25 protein-coding genes and 2 tRNA genes are annotated in these 24,998 nt (G+C 49.6%); 12 read left to right on the top strand and 15 right to left on the bottom strand.

The features are described from left to right. The first annotated feature begins 40 nt into the window (after positions 1-40). Positions 41-790 carry a class E sortase gene (locus A9753_RS02690; RefSeq protein ID WP_067779753.1) on the top strand — a complete coding sequence of 250 codons (750 nt, stop codon included), beginning with the start codon at positions 41-43 and terminating at the stop codon, positions 788-790. Beyond that, positions 790-990 carry a hypothetical protein gene (locus A9753_RS02685; protein ID WP_067779750.1) on the top strand — a complete coding sequence of 67 codons (201 nt, stop codon included), beginning with the start codon at positions 790-792 and terminating at the stop codon, positions 988-990. Before A9753_RS02690 ends, A9753_RS02685 begins: the two co-directional genes overlap by 1 nt. 197 nt (positions 991-1,187) lie before the next feature. Here the strand turns inward: A9753_RS02685 and A9753_RS02680 are convergent, their stop codons facing one another. After that, positions 1,188-1,772 (bottom strand): hypothetical protein, encoded by a 585-nt coding sequence (locus A9753_RS02680; protein WP_067779747.1) that lies wholly within the window; start codon positions 1,770-1,772, stop codon positions 1,188-1,190. Between the two features lie 156 nt (positions 1,773-1,928). On the opposite strand from A9753_RS02680, the gene A9753_RS02675 reads away from it, so the two are divergent. Further along, positions 1,929-2,450 (top strand): peptidylprolyl isomerase, encoded by a 522-nt coding sequence (locus A9753_RS02675; RefSeq protein WP_067780358.1) that lies wholly within the window; start codon positions 1,929-1,931, stop codon positions 2,448-2,450. Positions 2,451-2,543: 93 nt separating this feature from the next. After that, positions 2,544-3,401, top strand: coding sequence for a rhomboid family intramembrane serine protease (locus A9753_RS02670; RefSeq protein ID WP_067779744.1), 858 nt, complete (start codon positions 2,544-2,546; stop codon positions 3,399-3,401). A gap of 527 nt (positions 3,402-3,928) precedes the next feature. Here the strand turns inward: A9753_RS02670 and A9753_RS02665 are convergent. The 10 genes from A9753_RS02665 to dnaA all read right to left on the bottom strand — a co-directional run bounded on the left by A9753_RS02665 (position 3,929) and on the right by dnaA (position 14,870). Beyond that, a tRNA-Ala gene (locus A9753_RS02665) sits at positions 3,929-4,004 on the bottom strand. A 36-nt stretch (positions 4,005-4,040) separates the two neighbouring features. Further along, the gene (locus tag A9753_RS10100) at positions 4,041-4,175 is read right to left on the bottom strand and encodes a hypothetical protein (protein ID WP_281180955.1); all 135 of its coding nucleotides are present in this window, start codon (positions 4,173-4,175) and stop codon (positions 4,041-4,043) included. Positions 4,176-4,192: 17 nt separating this feature from the next. After that, a tRNA-Ile gene (locus A9753_RS02660) sits at positions 4,193-4,269 on the bottom strand. 49 nt (positions 4,270-4,318) lie between these two features. After that, entirely contained in the window at positions 4,319-4,813 is a 495-nt protein-coding gene (locus A9753_RS02655) for a DUF3566 domain-containing protein (RefSeq protein WP_067780355.1), read from the bottom strand. A 134-nt stretch (positions 4,814-4,947) separates the two neighbouring features. Further along, positions 4,948-7,566: a DNA gyrase subunit A gene (gene gyrA / locus A9753_RS02650; protein WP_245637351.1), complete on the bottom strand. Its 2,619-nt coding sequence runs from the start codon at positions 7,564-7,566 to the stop codon at positions 4,948-4,950. A gap of 90 nt (positions 7,567-7,656) precedes the next feature. Beyond that, positions 7,657-9,642 carry a DNA topoisomerase (ATP-hydrolyzing) subunit B gene (gene gyrB, locus A9753_RS02645; protein WP_067780351.1) on the bottom strand — a complete coding sequence of 662 codons (1,986 nt, stop codon included), beginning with the start codon at positions 9,640-9,642 and terminating at the stop codon, positions 7,657-7,659. Positions 9,643-9,860: 218 nt separating this feature from the next. Continuing rightward, entirely contained in the window at positions 9,861-10,469 is a 609-nt protein-coding gene (locus A9753_RS02640) for a DciA family protein (protein WP_083090211.1), read from the bottom strand. Next, positions 10,450-11,769 carry a DNA replication/repair protein RecF gene (gene recF / locus A9753_RS02635; protein WP_067779738.1) on the bottom strand — a complete coding sequence of 440 codons (1,320 nt, stop codon included), beginning with the start codon at positions 11,767-11,769 and terminating at the stop codon, positions 10,450-10,452. Before recF ends, A9753_RS02640 begins: the two co-directional genes overlap by 20 nt. A 12-nt stretch (positions 11,770-11,781) precedes the next feature. Next, a complete protein-coding gene (gene dnaN, locus A9753_RS02630) occupies positions 11,782-12,930 on the bottom strand; it encodes a DNA polymerase III subunit beta (protein ID WP_067779735.1) in 1,149 nt (382 codons plus the stop codon). 446 nt (positions 12,931-13,376) lie between these two features. Further along, entirely contained in the window at positions 13,377-14,870 is a 1,494-nt protein-coding gene (gene dnaA / locus A9753_RS02625; RefSeq protein ID WP_067780348.1) for a chromosomal replication initiator protein DnaA, read from the bottom strand. 397 nt (positions 14,871-15,267) lie between these two features. Here dnaA and rpmH point away from each other — a divergent pair, with 397 nt between their 5' ends. The 8 genes from rpmH to A9753_RS02590 all read left to right on the top strand — a co-directional run bounded on the left by rpmH (position 15,268) and on the right by A9753_RS02590 (position 20,822). Next, positions 15,268-15,405 carry a 50S ribosomal protein L34 gene (gene rpmH / locus A9753_RS02620; protein WP_017177846.1) on the top strand — a complete coding sequence of 46 codons (138 nt, stop codon included), beginning with the start codon at positions 15,268-15,270 and terminating at the stop codon, positions 15,403-15,405. A 22-nt stretch (positions 15,406-15,427) separates the two neighbouring features. Next, positions 15,428-15,763 carry a ribonuclease P protein component gene (gene rnpA / locus A9753_RS02615; RefSeq protein WP_083090259.1) on the top strand — a complete coding sequence of 112 codons (336 nt, stop codon included), beginning with the start codon at positions 15,428-15,430 and terminating at the stop codon, positions 15,761-15,763. After that, on the top strand, positions 15,756-16,067 hold the full coding sequence (gene yidD, locus A9753_RS09420) for a membrane protein insertion efficiency factor YidD (RefSeq protein ID WP_083090210.1): 312 nt from the start codon (positions 15,756-15,758) through the stop codon (positions 16,065-16,067). The genes rnpA and yidD overlap by 8 nt, the downstream gene beginning before the upstream one ends. Before the next feature lie 44 nt (positions 16,068-16,111). Next, positions 16,112-17,248 carry a membrane protein insertase YidC gene (gene yidC, locus A9753_RS02610; protein ID WP_067779732.1) on the top strand — a complete coding sequence of 379 codons (1,137 nt, stop codon included), beginning with the start codon at positions 16,112-16,114 and terminating at the stop codon, positions 17,246-17,248. 76 nt (positions 17,249-17,324) lie between these two features. Beyond that, entirely contained in the window at positions 17,325-17,864 is a 540-nt protein-coding gene (locus A9753_RS02605) for a Jag family protein (protein WP_067779730.1), read from the top strand. Positions 17,865-17,899: 35 nt separating this feature from the next. Beyond that, positions 17,900-18,553, top strand: a complete 654-nt coding sequence (gene rsmG / locus A9753_RS02600) for a 16S rRNA (guanine(527)-N(7))-methyltransferase RsmG (protein WP_067780340.1) — start codon at positions 17,900-17,902, stop codon at positions 18,551-18,553. A 68-nt stretch (positions 18,554-18,621) separates the two neighbouring features. Beyond that, on the top strand, positions 18,622-19,527 hold the full coding sequence (locus tag A9753_RS02595; RefSeq protein ID WP_067779727.1) for a ParA family protein: 906 nt from the start codon (positions 18,622-18,624) through the stop codon (positions 19,525-19,527). After that, positions 19,527-20,822, top strand: a complete 1,296-nt coding sequence (locus A9753_RS02590; RefSeq protein WP_067779724.1) for a ParB/RepB/Spo0J family partition protein — start codon at positions 19,527-19,529, stop codon at positions 20,820-20,822. Before A9753_RS02595 ends, A9753_RS02590 begins: the two co-directional genes overlap by 1 nt. A 179-nt stretch (positions 20,823-21,001) precedes the next feature. Here the strand turns inward: A9753_RS02590 and A9753_RS02585 are convergent, their stop codons facing one another. The 4 genes from A9753_RS02585 to trxB all read right to left on the bottom strand — a co-directional run bounded on the left by A9753_RS02585 (position 21,002) and on the right by trxB (position 24,936). Then, complete coding sequence (locus tag A9753_RS02585) at positions 21,002-21,982, bottom strand: D-alanine--D-alanine ligase family protein (protein WP_067779721.1); 981 nt, start codon at positions 21,980-21,982, stop codon at positions 21,002-21,004. 85 nt (positions 21,983-22,067) lie between these two features. After that, positions 22,068-23,225, bottom strand: a complete 1,158-nt coding sequence (locus A9753_RS02580) for an aminotransferase-like domain-containing protein (RefSeq protein ID WP_342668218.1) — start codon at positions 23,223-23,225, stop codon at positions 22,068-22,070. A gap of 381 nt (positions 23,226-23,606) precedes the next feature. Further along, positions 23,607-23,933 (bottom strand): thioredoxin, encoded by a 327-nt coding sequence (gene trxA / locus A9753_RS02575; protein WP_067779715.1) that lies wholly within the window; start codon positions 23,931-23,933, stop codon positions 23,607-23,609. Positions 23,934-24,012: 79 nt separating this feature from the next. Beyond that, a complete protein-coding gene (gene trxB / locus A9753_RS02570; RefSeq protein WP_067779712.1) occupies positions 24,013-24,936 on the bottom strand; it encodes a thioredoxin-disulfide reductase in 924 nt (307 codons plus the stop codon). Positions 24,937-24,998 lie beyond the last annotated feature (62 nt).

Raw genomic sequence — 24,998 nt, 5'->3', positions numbered from 1 at the left:
AGGTTTATTCGTTCATCGTCACCATTGTCTCGGAGGCTTCATGACTTCACCAAGCCGCTCGCGAACCTCACGAGTCCTTAACCATATATTGCTCGGAATCGGAGAGTTGCTCATCACCGCCGGCGTGATTGTGGCATTATTCCTTGTCTGGCAACTATGGTGGACAGGAATTGACGCCACAGAAAAAGCTCAAGAAGTTTCCCAAACCTTCTATCAGGAACTTCCTGAGTCCCCAAAGAAGACTGCAGAACATCATACTGATCCTCCTCCTGTTGGACCGCAGGTTGGTTATGGGGAGACCATCGGTATGTTGATTGTTCCCGACTGGTACGGCATTACCGAGAACCAAATGCCCATCATTGAGGGAACGGGCCGTGATGTTCTTGACCAAGCTGCAGCAGGCCACTATGAGTACACTCAACAGATCGGCGAGGTAGGTAACTTTGCTATTGCCGGCCATCGCCGTACAAATGGCAATTCGTTCCGGCGTATTGATCTTCTTGAACCTGGCGATGAGATTGTTGTGGAGACTGCTGATACCTGGTACGTCTACACAGTGACGGATCACGAAATTGTGGAACCTAATGATGTAGATGTGATTGCACCTGTTCCCAATGAGCCAGGAGCCGATCCCACGGAACGTTACTTAACACTAACTACATGCCACTCCACATCAATTGGTGAGTGGGGTAATGACCATCGTTGGATTACTCATGCAAAGTTCTCCTACTGGATTCCACGTAGTGAAGGTCGCCCTGAATCCGTTTTGTCTGACCCGGAGGTGAACTAATGTACGGATGGATTTGGCGCCATCTTCCCGGTCCCTGGTGGGCACGTGTGATCATCGCTTTGATCCTCATTGCTTCCGCAGTTTTTGTTTTGTTCCAGTGGGTATTCCCTTGGGCGGATGCCACCTTTGATTTATCTGGTAATGCCACCACAGCACAGGGCGTTTCATTTATCAATGGATTGAGACCTTCCCTGCTCTAAGACGATGCACTGCAGCATTGCTGTGTCGTTCTACTGTTCGCATCCTGTCAGTCTTGATAAGTGTCGATGCTGTTGTTGAAACGGCACCAATTTGCCCAGTATCAAGACAAGCAAAACTAATGCGAAGGGCCCCGCATCAACTGATGCGGGGCCCTTACTTTGATGTCACACATTTAGTGGGCATGTGTGACAGTCAATCACTTCTCGGATTCTTCAGGTTTCACGAGGGGCTCAGGTTCACCATTAAGGGCCTCGACAACCTCAGCAACGGGATCTTCGGTGAAAGCTTCATCAACGGGATTTTCCCAGTATTCCTCAGCCCAAGGATCTTCGACGGGCTGGCTACGACGCCACAGGATATAACCTGCGCCTGCAGCTGCTGCTGCAACGGTCAACCATCCAAAAGTCTTGAGGACCTTGTGAGATTTTTTCACCTTTACCTCCACGGGGGTTACAGCTGCTTCCTTAGCAGCAAGTGCGGCACGCTGAGCGCGCTCAGCGAGTGTGCCGTCAACGCTTGCGGCTTCCTGAGCGAGGATAGCGGCATTGCGGGCACGGGGGACGTAATCTTCAATAAGACGGACACGAGCATCATCCACCATGGGGCGTGCCTTATCCTGAGCATCGCCAGCTACGCGCACAGCTTCATCCCAGGCTTTAGATACGTGTGGGCTGGCCCACTGAGCAACCTTACTAGCACGATCGCTGAGGGCATCGGCGATCTCAGCCGGCTCTACATGAACCTTGCTGGTATCAAACTTTTCGAACATGCGCATCAGCATAAAATTCTCCCTGGTCAGACAGTGTGTCTTCTATGGTCCCATTCTTTTCTTGGCTTTGCATGAGACTTGCTGAAGTTTTTTGCCTGAGGTGAACAATTACCCCATGTTGACCTCCTTTCGCATAAGAAAGTGGGTAAAACGTGGGACGATGAAGGCATGGACGTAATCATGCATACTTCTCTGGGCGATATTCGCCTTACTCTTTTCCCTGACAGTGCTCCTGAGACGGTGAAAAACTTTACCGATCTTGCTACTGGCTCCCGTACGTGGATTGATCCTCGTACCGGTCAGGAAACCACTGATCCTCTCTACAACGGTGTGATCTTCCATCGTGTCATCCCTGGCTTCATGATTCAGGGGGGCGACCCCCTGGGTACCGGTACCGGTGGCCCCGGATACGTCTTCGATGACGAAATTGATCCAGCTAAGAACTTCAATGAACCCTACGTGCTTGCTATGGCTAATGCTGGCCGACGCATGGGCAAGGGAACTAACGGTTCACAGTTCTTCATCACCACGGCTCCCACCACTTGGCTTGCTGGTAAGCACACTATCTTCGGTGAAGTTGCAGACGCAGATAGCCGCAGCGTTGTTGACGCTATCAGCGCTCAGCCCACGAACCAAGTGGATCGCCCTCTCGAAGACATCGTCATCACATCCGTGGAGATTGTTGACTGATTTTCTACCATCAACGGTGGGTACTTGCTGTGTTCTGGCAGCAAGCACCCACCGTTCTCTTGTTTTCTTCCTTTCCTGACACAGAATTGCGTTATGACCCAACAGCCACCGTCTGACCGCTACACTCCCCCAACCTGTCCTCGTCATCCTGGAACGATCGCGTACGTACGGTGCCAGCGATGCGATCGTCCTACCTGTCCGGCTTGTCAGATTCCCTCCGATGTAGGGATTCACTGTGTGGATTGTTCACGTCAAGCCGCAAAGAAACGCCGTTCACCGGTGGAGATGCCCTTAGCTTCCCTGAGTGGCCCACAAGGAAAAATCCGTGAGTATCCGGTCACTGCAACGTTAATTGCCCTGTGTGTGGCGATCTATGTCATTCAAACGGTGTATCCACCATTGCTAACACGCTGGGCATTTATCCCATTGTTTGCTGAGAGTCAGCCCTGGCGTTTCTTAACCTCAGCATTTCTCCACAGTGGACTCATGCACTTAGCTTTCAACATGTGGGCACTATGGGTTATCGGTACATCCTTAGAACGCGCATTAGGTGCCGTGCGCTACACCGCAGTGTATTTCTTGAGTGCCTTAGGTGGTTCTCTAGCTGTTTATGTTCTAGCAAGTCCCAATTCAACCTCATGGTTAACTGCAACCGTGGGCGCGTCCGGAGCAATTTTCGGCCTTTTTGGCATGCTATTTATCTTGCAATACCGGATGGGCCGTGACACTAGCACCATTGTCCTGTTGATCGGTATTAACTTAGCGATCTCTTTCCTTGGCGCAGCAATCTCATGGCAAGCTCACCTCGGCGGACTAATGACAGGAAGTATTTTTGGTGCGTTGTTTGCGTGGGCTCCGCCCACAAAACGCAAACAACGCACCACAATTGGCGTGATCGCATTGGCTATTATTTTCGCTCTTTTAGGAACTATGCGCGCCATGATTATGTAACGCTTAGACACATCCCCAGAGCCGACTCTCATCAAGGGCCTGACATCGAAAGATGTCAGGCCCTTTCGGCATTCGTAGCAACGTTGTCAAAGGTTCAGAACCCGCCCCCACGTTCTTGATGAGTCTTGACTTCCATTCACTTGTTGAGGTTTTGGAAATAGATTTCCCCACCATCTGTACAAAGCTGTGGATAACTGTGGATTATTTGATGAACCTAGCGCGGAATCACGGGAAACTACATTCGTGTAGCTCTTCCACAGATGTGGATACTCCTGTGGAATTACATTGGTGTAGTTATCCACAACCCTTTCCCCAATTGGGGATAATTGGCTTCATTGCGTGTTTTCAGGGATTTCGCTTTTCTCCACAGGAATGAATCCACCTCGGCTGTGGAAAAACTGAGGATGTGAATAACCTGGCGCTAAAAGTTCACGAACAGATAAGACTAGTCTCAGCGCACAAAAGAAAAGGATTAAAGACTCCGTGTACACAACAAAAAATCCCGGAACATGATGTTCCGGGATTATTGGTGGAGCCAAGGGGACTCGAACCCCTAACCCCCTGCTTGCAAAGCAGGTGCGCTACCAATTGCGCCATGGCCCCAAAGGGAGAGTATGAATCTAGTCTATACTCTATCACTTACGAAATCGGATCTGTCACTTCCGCCCATTGCGCTCGCTCTACGCGTTCTTTTTCGAGATACATCCAGACGCCGTAGGCGACTGACAGCACTGAAAAAATCAGCAGAGATTGAGTGACTCGAGAGCGTGTCATGATTCTCCGTTCGCAGGTGGTGGGCCTAGCTGGACTCGAACCAGCGACCTCATCCTTATCAGGGATGCGCTCTAACCAACTGAGCTATAGGCCCTTGCGACTGGAAGAGATTACCCCATTAGTCACAGAAAAAACAAACTGAATTACTCATCTGCGAGTGTGACATGCACCCCGCCGACCAAAGTCGCCGTGATGTTGTAAAGGAATGCGCCAATGGTGGATAGAGCAGTAGCCAAAATAATGTTGGCCACAGCAATGACCGTTGCCATTGAAATAGCGCGGGAAAACTTCATGTATTCGATCAAGGCTGTGAAGGAATTGTTGTCCGTATCAACAACCTTGGCGACCAGATCCTGGATCGTAGCAAAGACATGCATTGCATCAAGTGTGAACCATACCACTGCTGCAGCAACAATAGTCATGATGCCAAAAGCCACACTGAGCATGAAGGAGACCTTCATGATGCTCCAGGGATCGACATGAGTCAGCGAGAGTTGAACACGACGAGGACCAGTGACGGCCTTCTTGGAAGAACCATTCAATGAGGAGTTCGATGCGGGCGCCTGGCCGATCGCACTACCTTTTGCCTTAATTGCCTGAGCAGCATTCTTAAAAGTACCTGTGGCTGCCCCAGCCATGCCGCTTGCCTTTTGGCTCATCCCGGACAAAGTTCTTTGAGAAGAGGAATGAGCAGATGTGGATTCAGGTGCAGGTGGAGGGGGTGCTGGGGCAGATGTTCCCGAAGATTGGGGAGTTGGATTCTCAGCGGCGCTCATGCCTGCTCCTCACTTTTGGATGCTTCTAACGCTACTGGTTCTTCGCTGTCAGTGGTAAGCGATTGTGTACTGTCACTATTGTCAATGGTAGGTGTGTCATCAGAAATCACATCCTTAGGTGATTCATCATCACCTAATTCACGTTCTTCGTTGCGCGCCACAGCTAAGATGCGATCACCTTCATCAGGTTTTGCAAAGGTAACACCCTGCGTAGTTCGTCCAGTACGGGAGACTTCAGCAACAGCAGAACGCATGACCTTACCGCTACCCATAATGCACAGAACCTCATCAGATTCATCCACGACAAGCGCACCCACGAGGTTTCCACGATCTTCCACAAGATTGGCAACTTTGACACCCAAACCACCGCGACCCTTCACAGGATAGTCGGCAACTGCGGTACGTTTAGCAAAACCGCCTTCAGTGACAACAAAGAGATCCGCACCTTCACGGACGACGTCCATAGTAAGCAAACTATCATTGTCACGGAAACGCATGCCGGTCACACCGGAGGTAGCACGTCCAGTGGGACGCAAATGATCGTCGTCGGCAGTGAAGCGAACGGACTGACCGTGTCGAGAAACAAGAAGAAGGTCTTGGTCCGCATTGTGAAGAACCGCTGAGACAAGTTCATCGCTCTGCCCATCATCATCAACACGTAGATTCACAGCGATCACACCGCCAGAACGGTTGGAATCGTATTCACTGAGTCGGGTCTTCTTAACTAATCCACGGCGAGTGGCCAGAACCAAATTATCTGCCTGCTGATAGTCTTTCAGATCCATGACCTGAGCAATTTCTTCACCAGGTTGGAATGCTAGAAGGTTTGCCACATGTTGGCCCTTGGCATCACGACCGCCTTCAGGTAGTTCGTAGGCCTTAGCACGATAGACACGTCCAAGGTTGGTAAAGAAGAGAAGCCAATGGTGGGTGGTGGTGACGAAGAAATGGTCCACCACGTCATCTTCACGCAGTGCTGCACCTTTGACGCCCTTGCCACCGCGGTGCTGGGAACGATAGTTATCCACACGAGTGCGCTTGGCGTATCCGCCACGAGTAATAGTGACCACGACTTCCTCTTCAGGAATGAGGTCTTCCATACTCATCTCACCATCAAAGGGGACGATGGTCGTACGACGTTCATCACCATACTTCTCAACGATTTCAGCCAGCTCTGTGGAGACAATTCCGCGCTGACGTTCAGGGGAAGCGATGATCTCCCGGTAGTCAGTGACCTTGTTTTCGAGTTCTTCGCTTTCCTTCTGGATCTTCAACCGTTCCAGAGCGGCAAGACGACGCAACTGCAGGCTGAGGATTGCTTCGGCCTGGACTTCATCAACGTTGAGCAGTTCCATTAAGCCATTGCGTGCGTCGTCCGTGGTGGGAGAGCGACGAATGAGGGCGATAACTTCATCAAGTGCGTCAATGGCTGCCAACAAACCGCGGAGGATATGGAGGCGTTCGAGAGCCTTGCGCAGGCGGAACTCGGTGCGACGGACAATGATTTCAATCTGGTGGTCCACCCAGTGGCGAACGAAACCGTCTAGGCTGAGGGTACGTGGCACGCCGTCAACAAGCGCGAGCATGTTGGCGGGGAAGGAATCCTGCAGGGGCGTGCGTTTGTAAAGATTATTAAGAACAACCTTGGCCACGGCGTCACGTTTAAGAACGATGACTAGACGCTGACCAGTACGACCGGAAGTCTCATCGCGAATGTCAGCGATACCGCTAATGGATCCGTCACGGACGAGCTGGGCGATCTTGTCAGCGAGATTGTCAGGGTTGACCTGGTAGGGCAGTTCGGTGACAACCAGGCATTGGCGTCCGTGAATTTCTTCGACGTTGACCACGGCGCGTTGGACGATGGAGCCACGGCCGGTGCGGTAGGCCTGTTCGATTCCACGACGCCCGAGGATGGTGGCGCCTGTAGGGAAATCGGGGCCAGGGATGCGCTGGAGAAGAGCTTCAAGAAGTTCTTCACGGCTGGCATCAGGGTGTTCAAGGAACCACTGGACACCGGTAGCTACTTCACGCAGGTTATGCGGAGGAATGCGGGTGGCCATACCCACGGCGATACCTTCACTGCCGTTGCACAGCAGGTTAGGGAATCGGGCGGGAAGAATGGTGGGTTCTTGGTTTTTACCGTCGTAGTTGTCCTGGAAATCAACGGTTTCCTCGTCAATGTCCCGCACCATTTCCATGGCAAGCTGGGCCATCTTACATTCGGTGTAACGAGGAGCAGCGGGGCCCAGGTTACCGGGCGTACCGAAATTACCCTGGCCGGCAACCAGCGGGTAACGCATCGACCACGGCTGGACCAAACGAGCTAATGCGTCGTAAATGGCGGCATCGCCGTGGGGGTGATAGTTACCCATGACGTCACCCACAATGCGTGAGGACTTAGAGAATGAGGCGCTAGGGCGGTAGCCACCGTCATACATGGCATAGAGAACACGGCGGTGAACGGGCTTAAGACCATCGCGTACTTCAGGGAGTGCGCGTCCCACGATCACACTCATGGCGTAATCGAGGTAGGAGCGCTGCATTTCCTTTTGCAAGTCAACGCGTTCAATACGGTCGTGTTCTGGGGCAACAACCTCGACCTGACCGGCCAGTTCGTTGTCTGGGGTCTGAGTGGGATCAGTGTTGGTGGTATCGCTCACGAGAATCCTTAATGCGGTGCTATGTGCGACCGGTTTTGCTGATTAGATGTCGAGGAAGCGCACGTCGGCTGCGTTGCGCTGAATGAAGAGGCGACGCTGTTCAACGTCATCTCCCATGAGGATGGAGAAGGTTTCGTCTGCGTCAGCGCCATCTTCGAGTGTGACCTGCTTGAGCACACGAGATGCGGGGTCCATGGTGGTTTCCCACAGTTCGTGATCGTTCATTTCGCCAAGACCCTTGTAGCGCTGGAGGCCACCTTCCTTAGGCAGGCGCCAGTTGTTAGCTCGACCTGCGGCAAGGAGTTGGTCACGTTCTGCATCTGAATAAGCGAACTGATGATCTGCATTTGTCCACTTCAAACGGTAAAGCGGTGGCATAGCAATGTAGACATGACCATGTTCGATCAGAGGTTTCATGTAACGGAAAAGCAAAGTAAGCAGCAACGTAGCAATGTGCTGACCATCAACGTCAGCATCAGCCATGAGGACGATCTTGCCGTAACGCAATTTGCTCATATCAAAGTCCTCACCAATGCCTGTACCGAAAGCAGTGATGAGATTACGAATAGTTTCGCTAGATAGCGCGCGGTCTAAGCGTGCTTTTTCAACATTCAGAATCTTGCCACGAATCGGCATGATGGCCTGATGCTCAGGATCACGTCCACCTACGGCGCTACCGCCAGCGGAGTCACCCTCCACAATAAAAATTTCACAATCGGCAGCATCACGACTGGAACAATCACGGAGCTTGCCAGGCATAGAAGCACTTTCAAGAACACCTTTGCGTCGGGTAGCTTCACGCGCTTTTCGTGCCGCTACACGAGCAGCTGCAGCTTGAGTAGCTTTGGAGATAACAGCTTTTGCTTCTGTAGGGTGCGAATCGAGCCAGTCACCGAGCTGGGCATAAACCTGTTGCTGAACGAAGGTCCGTGCTTCAGTATTACCTAGTTTGGTTTTAGTCTGACCTTCGAACTGCGGTTCACTAAGTTTAACGGAAATGACTGCGGTTAAGCCTTCACGAATATCGTCACCGGTAAGGTTGTCATCCTTATCTTTGAGGATATTTTTTTCACGAGCGTACTTATTGATCAAACTGGTCAGAGCTGACCTGAAGCCTTCTTCGTGCGTGCCGCCTTCGGTAGTGTTAATGGTGTTGGCATAGGTGTGCACTGATTCGGAATAAGCACTAGTCCATTGCATCGCAATTTCGAGACTGATGGATCCACCACCATGGGCAGATTCCTGTTCTGCTTCAAAATCGATGATGTCATCATTAACCACATCAACTTTCTTAGAGGAGTTCAAGAAAGCTACGTAGTCACGAAGGCCGTTGTCATAACGGTAGGACACGGAGCGGGCGGAGGCGTTTTGGGATTCGCCTTCTTTGTCATCCTGGCCGGCGATTTCATCGCCTACTTCTTCAATGGCACCGTCGCGTTCATCAGTAAGGGTAATACGTAATCCCTTGTTGAGAAATGCCATTTGCTGGAAACGGCGACGCAAAGTTTCAAAGTCGAATACGGTGGTTTCAAAAACGTCTGAACTGGGCCAGAAAGTTACTGTGGTACCAGTTTCAGTGGTAGCTTCACCCTTTTCGAGCGGGCCCATGGGAACACCAGAGGCAAAACTCATTCGCCAAACAAATCCATCACGGCGAACTTCTACATCAACACGAGTGGACAGTGCATTCACCACACTGACACCCACACCATGCAAACCACCAGAGACTGCATAGCCGCCACCACCGAACTTACCACCGGCATGAAGAACAGTAAGAACAACTTCTACAGCAGGTTTATGTTCTGTGGGATGCATATCAACTGGGATGCCACGGCCATTGTCCGCAACACGAACGCCGCCATCTTCAAGAAGGGTGACATCAATGTGATCGCAGTATCCTGCAAGTGCTTCATCTACGGAGTTATCAACAACTTCATACACGCAGTGGTGCAGACCGCGTTCACCGGTTGAACCGATGTACATACCCGGGCGTTTACGTACTGCTTCCAGTCCTTCAAGAACTGTAATATTACTGGCGCCGTAATTGCCCTGGGAGTCACTATTGTGGTCACTGGGTGTTTCTGTGGTTGCTGCTGCAGCAAAGTCCTGTTCAGCCACGTGTGTGTTACTCCTCTTCTTGCCTTGGAAAGACCAAGGACGCGTCATCACATTCTACCGTGCCTGGGCCTTTTTTCCCGTGTAAATAGGCGAAAAAGAGGGGATGGTGAGCGGGTTCACCTTCACATTTATCCGTAAGTATCTCGCGGCCCTCGTCCACCTCGTAAGGAACGTTTTCCATGTGTCCAAGAACGTTGAGAGGGACCATGAACAATGAGTTTTTTAATGACACCCACACCAACTAAGTCATCAATTTGTCGTTGAATACTTGGTGTAATCAAACGTATCTGTTGAGCCCATGAACTTGACGATGCTTTCAACATCAATGTCTGTTCATCAAGAATTTGACTAATAGAAGAAACAACTACGCAATGTTCCGCTACGGTTGGCCCCACAATAGTGCTCCAAGAATTAAGTAGGTGTGCCGCAGCAAGATGAGCTGTCCATCCACGTTCACTAGTAAGTTTCTTTGACGTGTGATGAAGTGAGGTAATGGTGGAATATCGATACTTTTTCGATACATCCCAAGCTAAACCAGGTTTATCGTCATCACTATTTTCCTGACGACGCCGTAAAGCCAGGTCCCACGGTGCCACGGAGTTTACTTGTTCATCATTAACTAATCGTTTTGACGATAACGCACGGACCGGAATTCGACTCAATCCTTTATCCCATGCTTGTGCACGAACTTGGTGAAGGAGTCGTTTCGCTAAAGCATCATCGCTCGAGATCATCATTATCCTCAAGGAATTGATCAGTGATCGATGATTCGTTATCTATATCTATATTTGAATCATTTGAAATAACAACAGATGAAGACAATGATGGTTCAGTGCTCACTGCAGAATTCGCGACATACAATCGTTGCCCGCGAAGTTGTTCAGGAACATCATCTTCAACCGCACAGGTAATAATTGTTTGTTCAACAGAAGAAATGATTTTTGTTAGGCGCTGACGACGTTTTTCATCAAGTTCAGCGAAAACATCATCCAAAATTAAGATAGGGTCATTAACCCCGTTATGGCGTTGTTGATTATCATCACGCAGAAGATGAAAGGATCCCAGGCGAAGAGCTAACGCACTGCTCCATTGTTCTCCGTGAGAAGCAAAACCCTTTACAGGAAGATGATTAAGAAAAATACTAAGATCGTCTCGATGTGCACCGATAAGATTGACCCCACGTTCACATTCTTTGTCTCGTAAAACATTCATTGCACTTACAAGACGCTGAGTCAGCGCTGGAATATCAAGAAGACTGTGCTCAAGTTCCTGACACAGTTCTTGATCATTAATTCCTTTACTTTGTGCAAGGTCAATGGAACGGTCAAAACGGTCAATACTTGAACGATAGGTTAGCCACATCTGAGATTGACCATGAGAAACCTGATGGTAAGCCTCAGCGACGAAAGGACGAATTCGTTGCAAAACACGAACCCGTGCAGCAATAAGTTGGGCAGCATACGAGGCTAATTGTTCATTCCATACCTCTAAGGTGTCATCAAGGAAGTCACGAGAAAACTTTGCTTTTCTCAGCAATGATGCCCGTTGGGTTATCACTTTGTCATAATCAGCTTTAACTCCTGCTAATCGAGGAGTCATAGTGATTGCTAAATCATCAAGAAACTTACGACGAATAGCCGGTTCATCACGTATAAGGCCAAGATCTTCAGGAGCAAAGACTACCGTTTGAATTATTCCTAAAACTTCTCGTGGTGAGCACGCATATTTATTTAATCGAGCTCGATTAGCCTTACCGGAAATAATCTCTAACTCAATGAGTTGTGGACGTTCTCCGTGCATAACGCGAGCACGAACAACAGCACCTGATGGATATGGAGGTTGCGAAGGTCGATGCACTAAGGCAGCGTCCGTTCCTGCACGATGAGAAGACAGAGTTGCTAAATAAGCAATAGCTTCAACGATATTGGTTTTTCCTTGACCATTAGAACCAATAAGCATTACTGGGCCTGGGTCAAAAGACAAAACTTCATGTTCGTAAGAACGAAAATTATCTAAAGCGAGGTCGCAGATATACACCGCGTTCCTAACTCAGACTCCGTAACGGTGAGGCATTAACAAATAGCGGAATGATAAATCTTCAGTTCCACCAATGGAATTCACACCGGTCATCATTGCTGGCTTTGTTGAATGGGTAAAAGCAAAACGCGCATAGGGTGTACCTACAGCACCTAAACCGTCAAGAAGAAAAGCTGGGTTAAAGGCGATGACAATATCGTCACCATCAACATGAGCTTGAAGCTGTTCTGTTGCCTGGGCATCATCACCGGTACCTGCATCAAGGGAAAGATTTCCTTGAGTGAAGGATAAACGAATCGGAGTAAGACGATCCGCAACAAGACTAACGCGCTTAACTGCATCAATCAGTTCTGCAGTGGGGACATCAGCGAAAATTGATGAACTTTCCGGAAACAAACGACGTACAGGTGGATAGTTTCCATCGGTAAGAAGGCTAGTGGTTCGGCGAGTTGATGAACCTGAACGACCTTCAAATCCAATCATACCGTTGGCAACATCATCACCAGTCGATAGCGAAACAGTAATGTCACCCGATGCTGTTAATTGTTTAGCAACATCAACAAGTGTGCGGGATTTAATCAGAGCATGAGTTTCAAATGACTCATCAATTGGAGCCCATGTCATCTCACGCATTGCTAAACGGTATCGATCCGTTGCTAACAATGTTAATTGAGTACCTTGAACTTCCATCAAAATTGATGTGAGTAACGGAAGTGTGTCATCACGAGAAGCAGCTATAGATACCTGACTTACTGCGTGAGATAGTTCTGAGGCATCGATTGTACCAGCGTCACGAGGCATTCCAGGAAGAGACGGGTAATCATCTGCTGCCATTGACGCAAGGGTAAAGTGCGCTGATCCCGAGGTGATGTTGACTTTATTACCTTCAACTTCAATATTGACAGGACGATTTTTCGGTAGAACCTTAGAAATCTCTGCTAAAAGGCGACCAGAAACTAGAACAGTTCCACTAATTTCTACTTGTGCTGGAACTGAGCATAATGCTGATACTTCGTAATCAAAGGAGGCGAAAGTCAGTTCGTCATTTTCTGCATGGAGACGAACACCTGCAAGGACAGGAACCGGTGGACGAGCCGGAACGGAACGTGCAGCCCAGGTCACTGCTTCAGCGAACACGTCACGATCAACGGTGAACCTCATCGGGGTGCCTTCCTATCTTTTGTGAACATATTTCCTTGATGATGCAAGGACTCTTTGCCAATTATGTGGTAGTTACGCACACATTACGTGTCAGTCTAAACCGTTCTTCCCTCTTGATGCACATAGATCCTGTGACTCGATGAATCGTTAAAGGGTGTAGCGCGATTTTCTTTGGAAGCTGTGCAAGATGTGTTTGGCCTAGAAAAAGTAGATAGAAGAGGTAATAGCATGTGTGGGAACTGGGGATAATGATGTTTTTGTTTGATTTTTCGCCATTTTTTACTGTGGATTGATTGGGGAGACTGATGTGTTGTTACTGCGACTCCTTGTGAGAGTCATAGAAGTACAAAAAACGTCTCCACAATGGTGCCCTTAGTTATCCACAGGAATGCTGGAACTGTACACCAAGTACACACACAACTATCCCCATCGTGAATTAGTAGTGATCAGTTCGCAGAACGACTCGCTTGTTTGATTCGACTAGTGAGTTCAGTAACTTGAGTAAAGGTGGAGCGACGTTCAGCCATTTGTGTGCGAATTTTACGGTCAGCACTCATCACAGTGGTGTGATCACGACCACCAAATTCTTTACCGATCTTAGGTAGCGAAAGATCTGTGAGTTCGCGACACAGGTACATAGCAATATGACGAGCATTAACGATGGTTCGAGAACGGTTGGCTGAGCACAAATCATCAATCGTGATAGAGAAGTAGTCAGCAGTTTGACCCATGATGAGAGAAATAGTGATTTCACCACCATCAGGATCAGTAACGAGATCCTTCAAAACCATTTCAGCCAATGTGTGATCAATTGGCTGTTTATTCAGTGATGCGAATGCGGTGACACGAATGAGAGCACCTTCAAGTTCTCGAATGTTTGTGGAGATTCGAGAAGCGATGTACTCCTGAACATCGGGAGGAACATCGATGCCTTCGTTTCGCGCCTTTCTGGAAAGAATAGCGATACGTGTTTCGAGATCCGGAGGTTGAACGTCTGCAAGAAGACCCCACTCGAATCGTGAGCGTAGACGTTCTTCAAACCCACCTAAGGATTTAGGCGGTTGATCTGAGGTGATAACTACTTGCTTATTAGCATTATGTAGAGCATTAAAAGTGTGGAAAAACTCTTCGAGAGTTTGTTCTTTTCCTTGAAGGAACTGAATATCGTCAACAAGAAGAATGTCCACTTCGCGATAACGACGTTTAAACGATTCCATCCGGTTCTCGGCGACAGAAGCAATAAAGTCAGAAACGAACTCTTCGCTGTTGACGTACTTGACACGAATGCCCGGATACAACTTGTTGGCGTAATGGCCGATTGCATGCAAAAGGTGAGTTTTACCTAGACCAGAACCGCCATAAATGAATAAAGGATTGTATGCCTTGGCAGGAGCTTCAGCGACAGCAATGGCAGTGGCATGGGCAAAGCGGTTTGATGAACCAGTGACATAGGTGTCGAAGGTATAGCGAGGATTGAGATCGGCAGACATATCCGTGGACGGAGATGCTGTTAGAGGAACGTCATCATCCATGCTTACTGGAGATGTAGGTGGAAGTGATGCGGGTTGGGGGTATTCACGCGGTGTTTCTACTTGAACAACAGGTTGAGTGAAATGTTGAGTTGGCGCTGGTGGTTCTTGCCGAGAAAGAGAAGGCTCTGCTGGTTTTGATGGAGCGGTAGATGCGGCCGAGGTGTCGATAGTCACTTCAAGGGGAACATCGCGACCGGTGATTTCGCGTAGCGCCGCAGTAATAAAGGGCCGTGCTTGAACGTCAATGAGATCTTTCGCGTATGCACTGCCAACAACTAAGACGAATGTGCCATCAACATCAATAAGTTGCGATAGACGCACAAGAGAAAGACGACCTTGACCAAGATATCCCTGTTGTTCCAGGAGTGAAAGGGCTTGTTGCCACTGACTCTGTGCATCGTCAGACACGGCGGACTCCTGAACGTAGGGGATGAAGAACACCCTGAGCGTAACTGATTTTTTTCCTTAATGACCGAAAATCTACGGAATTGTGGAATAGTTCTCCACAGGGTTGTCCACATTATGGGAAAGTTCCTTCACACTATATTTTTCTTATGATTTTGTGCTACTTAACGCTTTGTCATCCACAGGTTGTCAAAATCGCGGCCCACATCCTGTGAATTTGTTGTACGAGAGGGGTATCACGCGCTTTCGTGTTGACCCACACCGTGACAGGCCCGTACCGTAGTGCAGACGTCTTCTTGGATTCCGGGCCTACCTCACTGGACCAGCCAAGTGGACAAATCAGCATGACTGAGAAACGGCGTCGCACCATGCGGCGCGGCACCGAGACCAGGAGAACACCGTGAGCAAGCGGACTTTTCAGCCCAACAACCGTCGTCGTGCCAAGGTGCACGGCTTCCGTAAGCGCATGAGCACCCGCGCAGGACGCGCAGTGCTGGCTTCGCGCCGCCGCAAGGGCCGCGCACGTCTCGCCGCCTGAGGTGCTTGCTGCCCGTCATCGGATGATTCGTAGTGAAGATTTCACCACGACTCTTCGCAGCGGCAATCGCAGTGGCACACGTAGGCTTGTGATTCACTACCGCGCCGGCGACCCGGATTCTCATAGTCCGGCGGTCGTCGGCGTCGTCGTGCCTAAAAAGCAAGTTCAGCGAGCTCCTCACCGTAATCGCATCAAACGACGTATCCGCGCGATTATGACTGAGAGAATTCACGAACTCGATAGTGGATCGGCAGTAGTTATTCGCGGATTAGCTGATGCTGACGGAGCACCGAGTTCAGTTCTTGCGCATGACATTGACTCCTGCCTTCGCCGATGCCGAGATAAAGACAATGCCTAATGCCGTGACGGGCGCAATCTACTTTTATCAGCGCCATATCTCTCCTCTCTTTGGTCCTCGATGCAAGTACTACCCCTCGTGTTCCCAGTACGGCATTGAGGCATGCGAAGTTCATGGTGTAGCCAAAGGACTCATACTGACGGCGTGGAGAATATGCCGCTGTAATCCGTTGTCATCCGGTGGAGTTGACCATGTCCCTGATCCAGGGCGATGGAAATATGACCACCCCAAAGATATTGCTCGATTCATTATTGATGAGAACTCATCGCATGATGAATCTGGTTCCACGGCAGAAACACACTAGTTTCATGCCACGGGGTTAATCCCCGCCATGGTTGAGGAGATTTCATGGACGCGATGCTTTACCCGTTGAAGTGGGCTGTTGCCTGGGTGATGGTTCACATTCATAACATCCTGGTGTTCTTGGGTATGCATGATGGCCCTGGTTTTGCATGGGTGTTGTCCATCGTCGGTCTGACGGTTGTGGTGCGTATTCTCATCATGCCGTTGTTTTTCAAACAGATTCGTGCTTCCCGCGGTATGCAACTTATGCAGCCTGAAATGCGCGCTCTGCAAGAAAAATACAAAGGGAAAAAAGATCCGGAATCGAAGCGCCGCCAGCAAGAAGAGATGATGGCGCTGTACAAAAAGCATGGTTCGAACCCCATGGCTTCTTGTTTTCCCATCCTTATTCAGATGCCGATCTTCTTCGCCCTTTTCCGTGTGCTCGCACGACTGCAAGACGTGGCTAGCGGAAAGATCGATCCTATCGGTCCTTTGACTGCATCACTTGCTGATGACGTTCAGCATTCCAATCTCTTTGGTGCCTCACTGTCTGAAAGTTTTATGCAGGCCAGCACCACTGAAGTTAAGATCGTCACTATTGTTCTCATCATCGCTATGGGTGTGACGCAGTTCCTTACTATGCGTCAGCTCACCATGAAGAACATGCCGGAATCGGCAAAGAATGATGACAACCCGATGATGCGTTCGCAGAAGTCGATGATGTACATCATGCCTGTCATCTTCGCTGTGACCGGTGTTCAGTTCCAGATTGGCGTGCTCATCTACTGGTTGACCACCAACCTGTGGACTATGGGACAGCAGTTCTTTGCTATTCACCGTATGCCTGCACCTGGCAGTGAGGCAGAACGCTTGATGAAGGAACGCCAGGCAAAGAAGCGTGCACGCAAGGGTCTTCCTCCCCTCGAAGAAGAGATCAACGAAACCTCCGAGGAACCCGTTGGTGGCCAGCGTGTGCAGCCCAAGCGTAAGGATCGTCAGAAAAAGGCTGTTCGACCGGTTGACACTACTGATTCGTCTTCTTCGGATACGTCAGCGGATGATACTCCCAATGACAATCGAGTTGGCTTGAGTAAGGAAGAGATTGCGCGGCGTCGTTATGAGCGTCGTGCTCGTGAACGCCAGGCCGCGGCCCAACGCCGTAAGGAAGCACAAAAAGCGAAGCGGAATAACGCTGAGTAATACCGTGCACTGATGCTGATTTCGATTTCCCAGCATCCTAACAATCGTCATTCCATATTGATTAAAGGGAAAAGCCATGACTGAGACTCCACAAACTGTTAGCCGTCTTGAAGAAGAAGGCGATATCGGCGCCGACTACCTTGAAGAACTATTGGATATCGCTGACCTTGGCGGTGATATTGATATTGACGTCGATCATGGTCGCGCTTCGATTGCTATTGTGGCGTCCGAAGATGCAGATGCTGAAGAACTCAGCGATCTTGTTGGCCGCGACGGTGAGGTTCTCGAAGCTGTACAGGAATTGACTCGCTTGGCCGTTCAAGCACGAACTGGTGTGCGCTCTCGCCTTATGCTTGACATTGCCGGCTATCGGGCACAGCGTCGTGAAGAACTTACGAATGTTGCGATGGCAGCAGTGAAAAAGGTTCGCGAATTAGGTGAAGACGTAGCTCTAGATGCCATGAATCCTTTTGAGCGTAAGGTCTGTCATGATGTAGTGGCTGCTGAGGGACTTTCGAGTGAGTCCGAAGGTGCTGAGCCCTATCGTCACGTTGTGGTTCGTTTAGCCGTTGACGAAGATATTGATGAAGCGGTTGATGAAACTGATTCTGAGTGATCGCTTTGCTGGGTGATGTAAAGGATCCAGAGCACATGGCTGATAATGATTTCCTAGAATCGGAATTGTTATGTCAAGAACCAACTGAAGAGATTCGAGAACTCTTTGGTTTGTCATTTGCTGCGGCAGATCATTTTGCCTCGATGCTTGCTGAAGAAGGACAACTTCGTGGACTTATTGGCCCTCGCGAACTTCCTCGCTTGTGGACGAGACATATCGCTAACTCAGCGGCAGTGGTTCCTTTCCTTCCCTCGCGGGGATCGGTGGCTGACGTGGGATCCGGGGCAGGTTTTCCGGGTATCGTGATTGCACTAATGCGCCCCGATCTTGACGTTACGCTTATTGAAACCATGGAACGGCGAGTTCAATGGTTACGTGATGTTGTGGCAGAACTCGATTTAGATAATGTCGCTATTCGTCGGGCTCGAGCTGAAGATGTCAAAGATCGCTATGACGTGGTTACCGCACGCGCGGTAGCAAACTTGTCGAAACTCCTTCGTTTAACGTCTCATCTTGTCCGTCCTGGCGGTTCCTTGCTTGCATTAAAAGGGCAACGAGCGGATGAAGAGGTCAATGACGCACGTTACGTGATAAAGAAAGCGCGTCTGTCACCTGCTACCGTTCACGAAGTGATTACGCCTGGCGAAGAACTCACCATGGTTGTCGAGGTTCGTAAACCACGAGTCTAGGTTCTTGACGCATCACTCCCGTACACTTGGGTTACTGCCCAGACGGGGCGTGATGTGGAGGAGAACTGGTGCCCGGATCGTCAATATTTGACCAGCTTCAAGCAGACCACGCTAAATTGCGTGAGCTTCATGAAGATACTTTCCCTCATCCCGATCAAACCAGGGTCATTGCTGTCGCTAATCAAAAAGGCGGCGTGGGTAAGACTTCTTCTGCTGTAAATGTTGCGGCTGCTTTGGCTCAAGCAGGGCAAGAAGTTCTTCTCATTGATGCTGATTCTCAAGGTAACGCTTCTACAGCACTGGGTGTGGATCACAGCGAAGGCACGATGAGTCTGTTTGATGTGCTTGTTGAAGGGCGTACTCTTGCTGACGTCATACAGAAAACACCTTTTTCAGAACATCTCAGTTGTGTACCTGCGACGATTGACCTTGCTGCCTTAGAAATTGATTTGATTGACGTATCAGAGCGTGAATCTCGTCTGCGTTTGGCGCTGAGGGAGTATCTTCTTCATCGTTCACGAGAAGGGCTGCCACGGATGGATTATGTCATTATTGACTGTCCTCCATCGCTTGGCATTATGACGATTAATGCTTTTGTTGCCGCCGGTGAAGTGCTTATTCCTATGCAAGCGGAGTACTACGCTCTTGAAGGCTTGGCTTTGTTGACACGATCTATTGATCGTATAGCAGCCATTCACAACCCTGCGTTGAGTGTGTCAATGATTGTGCTAACGATGTTTGACCGGCGTACTACTCTTGCGCGCGAAGTTGAGAATGAAGTACGTCAATACTTTCCTGAAGCAACTCTTCACACAAAAATTCCCCGTTCGGTGCGTATTGCTGAAGCGCCATCGTTTGGTAGTCCGGTGATTTATTTTGACCCACGTTCTACTGGTGCGGTTGCTTATCGAGAACTTGCCCTAGAAGTTGCGTTACGCGGAGTATCGTCTGCAAACCTTGAGGAGAATAAGTGATGGTAGAGAAACGTCGTGGGCTTGGTCGTGGATTGTCCGCTCTTATCCCCGATACACAAAAGGAAACAGGTGGACGCCCCACTGACGTCTTTTTTCCCTCCCAAAATGGAACCTCGTTAAATCGACAGCATTCTGATCTTTCTGAGACATTGATGGCTCCTACGATTCGCAAGTCATCTAAGAAGAGAACGGCGTCAACCAGTTCTTCAAAAGGGGGTAGTAAGAATAAGGGTGATGAAGGATCGCTTGGTGTTTCACGTGAAACATTAGGTGATTTAACGGATGCTGTTGGTGCTGAACGTGAAAGTGTTTCACGTGAAACACTTCGGAGCGTTCCTCAAGCATCAGATCGTGACATTGATGTTGATGCACCTTCCTCATTGCCCAAGAGGGCTGATCGGGACTTTGTTAACCAACCCGGTAGTGTTTCACGTGAAACAGGGATCACGACAAATGATGATCTTATACCTGTTCCGGGTGCAACCTTCGCGGAACTCAGTGTTGGGACAATTGACCCTAATCCACGTCAACCCCGTGAAGTATTTGATGATGATGACATTGAAGAACTTTCAGCCTCGATTAAAGAAGTTGGACTCCTTCAACCGATTGTTGTTCGACGAGCTCTCGACTCAACAGAAGAAGCGCCTCATTATGAACTCATTATGGGTGAGCGGCGTCTTCGTGCAACCAAGTTAGCCGGTTTAGATACAATTCCGGCAGTTGTTCGTCATACTGATGATTCGGAGCTTCTACGTGATGCATTGTTAGAAAATCTTCATCGTGTTGCTCTCAATCCCCTGGAAGAAGCGGCGGCATATCAGCAACTTCTTGATGACTTTGGGTGCACTCACGTTGAACTGTCTGAACGTATTGCACGGTCTCGTTCTCAAATCTCCAATACGCTCCGTTTAATGAAATTACCCCCGACAGTGCAGCGTCGTTTAGCGGCCGGTGTCATTAGTGCAGGTCACGCTCGCGCACTTCTTGGTTTGCCGGATCCCGCATCGATGGAAAAGTTAACTCAACGAATTGTTGCCGAGGGACTTTCAGTACGTGCTACAGAAGAACTTGTGGCACTGCACGATGATCCGCTTGATACTCCAGTATCACGGCCGCGTGCAAAGTCCGCTGTTCTTCAGCGCTTGTCTCAAGAACTGTCTAATATTTTTGATACTCGAGTGAAGGTCACTAAGGGTGTAAAGAAAGGTAAAATCGTTATTGAGTTTGCTGGTGATGATGATTTACAGCGCTTGATTGCGAGTTTACAGCCCGGTCTTATCGTCGATGAACAGTAATCTTCAAGGTTACATAGTTGCGCGCTTATATGCCGGGCAATCTAGTGTGGTACTTATTTGAAGAAATGTGAGAGATAGTCTTACTGCTTCTATAGACAATTGGCGGTTATGTTTCACGTGAAACATAACCGCCAATTGTCTATAGAGAATGTGTGTGAGTCGTACTCATCGCGAAGAAATTAACTCGCTAAAGGCGCATGTACCATTGCGTTGTATAGGTCGGGGAGTTTACCTGTCACTGCAGCAGCGATCGGGAATAGAGAAGTTTCGGTCATTCCTGGGGTGACATTGAGATCAATGAACCATGGTGTTCCGTCATGATCAACAATAATGTCAGTACGTGAGAATGTGCCTAGCCCAAGTGCTCGATGAACACGTTCAGCCATTTCGCAGACCTTTGCCGTGGTGCTTTCATCCAGACGTGCAGGGGTGAAATATTCCGAGCGACCCGGGTTGTAGCGGGCGTCAAAATCATAGTTACCATCAGTAACGATTTCGACGGGATCCAGCGCGATAGGCCCGTTACCAAGATCAACGACAGAAACCGCTACTTCAGTGCCGTCAACCATGCATTCAATCAAGGCGTCAGGAGCGTAAGAAAAACACTCAACCATAGCTGTACGCAGCGTTTCTTCATTATTGGCCATTGACACGCCAAGCGCAGAACCACCTTGGAATGGCTTGACTACTACCGGAAGTTGAAGGTGCTCACACACCACGTCAAGGACGGTACGTGCACCAAGTTGAGCAAAGAATGTCTTAGGTAAGGTCAGTGAATCAGGTGTGAGAACGCCAGCAGTACGGACCATAGCCTTCGAGGTGGGTTTAAAACTGGCAAGTTGGCAACCATCAGAATGAGTACCAACGTAGGGAAGACCGAGCGCGATGAGAATATTTTGCAAACTGCCATCTTCACCTGTGCCACCGTGAACAAGCGGCCACACCACGTCGGGAGAAATCTCTTTGAGGCGGGGAATCATGTCGGAATCCACATCGAGGATGTGAACAGTGTGTCCACAGTCGCGTAATACTTGAGCAACACGGTTTCCCGAGCGCAATGAAATATCGCGTTCGTGATCCCATCCGCCCGCAATGACGGCAATGGTAAGAGGCGTAGGATCAACGGTGATCGTTGAAAGAACGTCGTTGAGTCGTGACATGATGGCTTCCCGTGGTGAGTCGGAATAGGTGGATGGTATGAGTGAGTAATTAGAACGAATTCTGTAGTAATGAACTAATGTATTGTTAGATTTGATCTGGTTGTGGTCGTTGAATCCCCGTAGGAGAAGGATGATGTGCGGGTCCAAAAATTCTGACAAGATCACGCTCCGCATCAACAACCTCTGCTAATCGTCGAATGCCTTCATGAATTTCGGCAGGTTCCGGATAGCAGAACGACAGTCGCATATGGTCATGACCTTGGTCGTCAGCGTAGAAAGCTGTACCTGATACGTAGGCCACGAGATTGGTAATAGCCCGGGGTAACATTTCGTGGGCATCAAGGCCCTCGGGTAATCCCACCCAGGTGTAGAAACCGCCAGTCGGGGTATTCCATGAGCAGTAGGGCAGGTACTCGTTGAGCGCTCCAATCATGGCATCACGGCGTTCTTTGTACATGACTCGGAAAGCTTCAATTTGGGCTTTCCAGTCGAACTCGTTGAGGTACATCGCGATGGAGTATTGCCCCATGGATGATGGGCACAAAATGGCTGCTTCAGAGGCTAACTTTATTTTTTCCTTTACTGCAGGAGGCGCCACTGCCCAGCCCACACGGTATCCAGGAGCAAAGATTTTGGAAAAGGAGCCAAGATAGACCACACCGTCGGGATTGAGATCCTTTAACGCGGTATAGGTACGACCCTCAAAAGAAAGCAAACCATAGGGATTGTCTTCAACAATTAACACGCGGTGACGATCGCAAATATCAACGATTTGTGGACGCCGTTCTTCGCTCATGCACACCCCAGCAGGGTTGTGGAAGTTGGGAAGGGTATAGAGGAACTTAACCCGTTTCCCTTCTCTTTTAAGCCGTTGGATGGTTTCTTCAAGAGCCTGAGGAATCAGACCATCGGCATCAAGTGGGACATGGTGAACATCAGCCTCATAAGCGTTAAAGATGCCCAGGCTTCCTACATAAGTAGGTGCTTCAGCGAGGATTACATCGCCAGGATCGATAAAAACTTCTGTCAGCAGGTCCACAGCTTGCTGACTACCAGTAGTGACGACAATATCGTCGGCATGGGCGTGAATGCCTTCCATGGCCATGACGTGGGGAATCAGATCGCGGAGCAGCGGAAGTCCCTGACCGTTGCCATATTGTAATGCGCTGGCACCGTTACGCCGAAGCATTCGTTCGGTTGCTTGTGCAATCTCAGTGAGCGGCAAATCTTTAAGGTTAGGCATGCCACCGGCCAGAGAAACAACTTCAGGACGGGACGCTACAGCAAAGAGTGAGCGGGTTTCTGAAGCGCGCAGCCCACGGGCCCTAGCGGCGTAACTATCCAGCCATGGATCGAGCCTGTTTCCTTTGACGGGCTGCGAATTGCTAACCACGGTGCGTCCTTTCGTCTAGGAACGGTTGTTCCGCCCTAAGTGTGTCACGTCTCTATTGAAATGTGCTGGAAGCAAGCATTAATCGTAGTGAACAACAGGAAAACCTATTCACATCATGGACAAGGCCGGCGAAATCAGACAATTAGTCTCATTTCGCCGGCCTTGAAGTCATCAGAAATCCTGACTGACATCAGTACTTACTGACGGTGGTAACACGTAGAGAATTGATAATCAGTCGAGGACACGCTCAACTTCCTTGAGGAAAGCAGGCTTGGGGCGTGAGCCAGCAAACTGATGGAACACTTCGCCGTTGCGGAACACAGCGAAAGTGGGGATGGAGCGCACACCGTATTTCATTGCAGTGGCCTGGTTTTCGTCAACGTCAACCTTAACAACCTTGACACGATCTCCAAGTTCAGAAGCAACTTCATCAACGATGGGGCTCATCTGGCGGCAAGGACCGCACCAGGTGGCCCAGAAGTCAACGAGAACGGGGACATCGGACTGAAGAACCTCAGCTTCGAAAGTGGAATCTGAGACAGCAAGAGCCTTAGACATAGCAATACCTTTCAATGCAGGTGGACAAGTAAGTAAGTGATGGTGACTAATTCGTTGTTACAGGCATAGAGTGAGAATGCTACTCAGCCTGCTCGAGGAAGTGCTGAGCATCAAGTGCTGCTCGGCAGCCTGACGCAGCGGCGGTGATGGCCTGCTGATAGGTGGTATCAGCGACGTCACCACAAGCAAAAACGCCGGGGATGTTGGTACGTGTAGAGGGATGGTCTACGGCAACGTAACCGGAATCTTCGAGAGCGATTTGGTCCTTGACCAGTTCGGTGCGAGGAATCTGTCCGATAGCGACAAACATGCCAGTTGCGTCCAAGACTCGCTCTTCACCGGTGACAGTGTCTTCTAGGACTACACCAGTCAATGAGTCCTCACCACGAAGTTCCTTGACCACGGCATTGAACTCGAAACGAATCTTCGGATTATTCTCGGCTTTCTTCACCATGAAGGGGGAAGCGCGGAATTCATCGCGACGGTGAACAATGGTCACTGAGCGAGCAAAGGTGGTCAAGAAGGTTGCTTCTTCCATCGCGCTATCGCCGCCACCAACTACGATAATGTCCTGGTCGCGGAAGAAAAAGCCATCACAGGTGGCGCAGTAACTGACACCATGCCCAGACAGACGATCTTCATCTTTGAGTCCAAGTTTGCGATATTCGCTACCGGTCGACAGGATGACAGTCTTTGCCTCATAAACGTTATCGTCGGTGGTTACGCGTTTAATATCACCATCAAGTTCGAGCTTGATGACGTCTTCGAAACGCACATCTGTACCGAAACGTTCTGCCTGTTCCTGCATGCGAGCCATGAGATCGGGACCCATCAAGCCTTCAGGAAAACCAGGAAAGTTTTCAACCTCGGTGGTGTTCATCAAGGCGCCACCAGCGGTGACGGAGCCTGCAAGCACAATGGGCTTGAGTTGGGCGCGAGCTGCGTAGATTGCGGCAGTGTAACCGGCAGGACCGGACCCCACAATAACGACGTCGTGAACCATGTTTCTCCTTTATCTCAGGTTTCCATTAGCTCCAACAGTCAGTGCGGTCCATTCATTCCACA

Origin of the sequence: Actinomyces vulturis (assembly GCF_001687305.1) — a bacterium.
In the GTDB taxonomy this organism is placed as follows: domain Bacteria; phylum Actinomycetota; class Actinomycetes; order Actinomycetales; family Actinomycetaceae; genus Actinomyces; species Actinomyces vulturis.
This window is presented reverse-complemented; position numbering and strand designations above follow the sequence as displayed.

Excerpts from the sequence above, each read along its gene's own strand:
- A9753_RS02690 (WP_067779753.1), top strand. The coding sequence starts at position 41 with ATGACTTCACCAAGCCGCTCGCGAACCTCACGAGTCCTTAACCATATA.
- A9753_RS02685 (WP_067779750.1), top strand. The coding sequence starts at position 790 with ATGTACGGATGGATTTGGCGCCATCTTCCCGGTCCCTGGTGGGCACGT.
- A9753_RS02680 (WP_067779747.1), bottom strand. The coding sequence starts at position 1,772 with ATGCTGATGCGCATGTTCGAAAAGTTTGATACCAGCAAGGTTCATGTA.
- A9753_RS02675 (WP_067780358.1), top strand. The coding sequence starts at position 1,929 with ATGGACGTAATCATGCATACTTCTCTGGGCGATATTCGCCTTACTCTT.
- A9753_RS02670 (WP_067779744.1), top strand. The coding sequence starts at position 2,544 with ATGACCCAACAGCCACCGTCTGACCGCTACACTCCCCCAACCTGTCCT.
- A9753_RS10100 (WP_281180955.1), bottom strand. The coding sequence starts at position 4,175 with ATGACACGCTCTCGAGTCACTCAATCTCTGCTGATTTTTTCAGTGCTG.
- A9753_RS02655 (WP_067780355.1), bottom strand. The coding sequence starts at position 4,813 with ATGGCTGGGGCAGCCACAGGTACTTTTAAGAATGCTGCTCAGGCAATT.
- A9753_RS02640 (WP_083090211.1), bottom strand. The coding sequence starts at position 10,469 with ATGATGATCTCGAGCGATGATGCTTTAGCGAAACGACTCCTTCACCAA.
- dnaN (WP_067779735.1), bottom strand. The coding sequence starts at position 12,930 with ATGAGGTTCACCGTTGATCGTGACGTGTTCGCTGAAGCAGTGACCTGG.
- rnpA (WP_083090259.1), top strand. The coding sequence starts at position 15,428 with ATGATTCGTAGTGAAGATTTCACCACGACTCTTCGCAGCGGCAATCGC.
- yidD (WP_083090210.1), top strand. The coding sequence starts at position 15,756 with ATGCCTAATGCCGTGACGGGCGCAATCTACTTTTATCAGCGCCATATC.
- yidC (WP_067779732.1), top strand. The coding sequence starts at position 16,112 with ATGGACGCGATGCTTTACCCGTTGAAGTGGGCTGTTGCCTGGGTGATG.
- A9753_RS02605 (WP_067779730.1), top strand. The coding sequence starts at position 17,325 with ATGACTGAGACTCCACAAACTGTTAGCCGTCTTGAAGAAGAAGGCGAT.
- rsmG (WP_067780340.1), top strand. The coding sequence starts at position 17,900 with ATGGCTGATAATGATTTCCTAGAATCGGAATTGTTATGTCAAGAACCA.
- A9753_RS02590 (WP_067779724.1), top strand. The coding sequence starts at position 19,527 with ATGGTAGAGAAACGTCGTGGGCTTGGTCGTGGATTGTCCGCTCTTATC.
- A9753_RS02585 (WP_067779721.1), bottom strand. The coding sequence starts at position 21,982 with ATGTCACGACTCAACGACGTTCTTTCAACGATCACCGTTGATCCTACG.
- A9753_RS02580 (WP_342668218.1), bottom strand. The coding sequence starts at position 23,225 with ATGCCTAACCTTAAAGATTTGCCGCTCACTGAGATTGCACAAGCAACC.
- trxA (WP_067779715.1), bottom strand. The coding sequence starts at position 23,933 with ATGTCTAAGGCTCTTGCTGTCTCAGATTCCACTTTCGAAGCTGAGGTT.
- trxB (WP_067779712.1), bottom strand. The coding sequence starts at position 24,936 with ATGGTTCACGACGTCGTTATTGTGGGGTCCGGTCCTGCCGGTTACACT.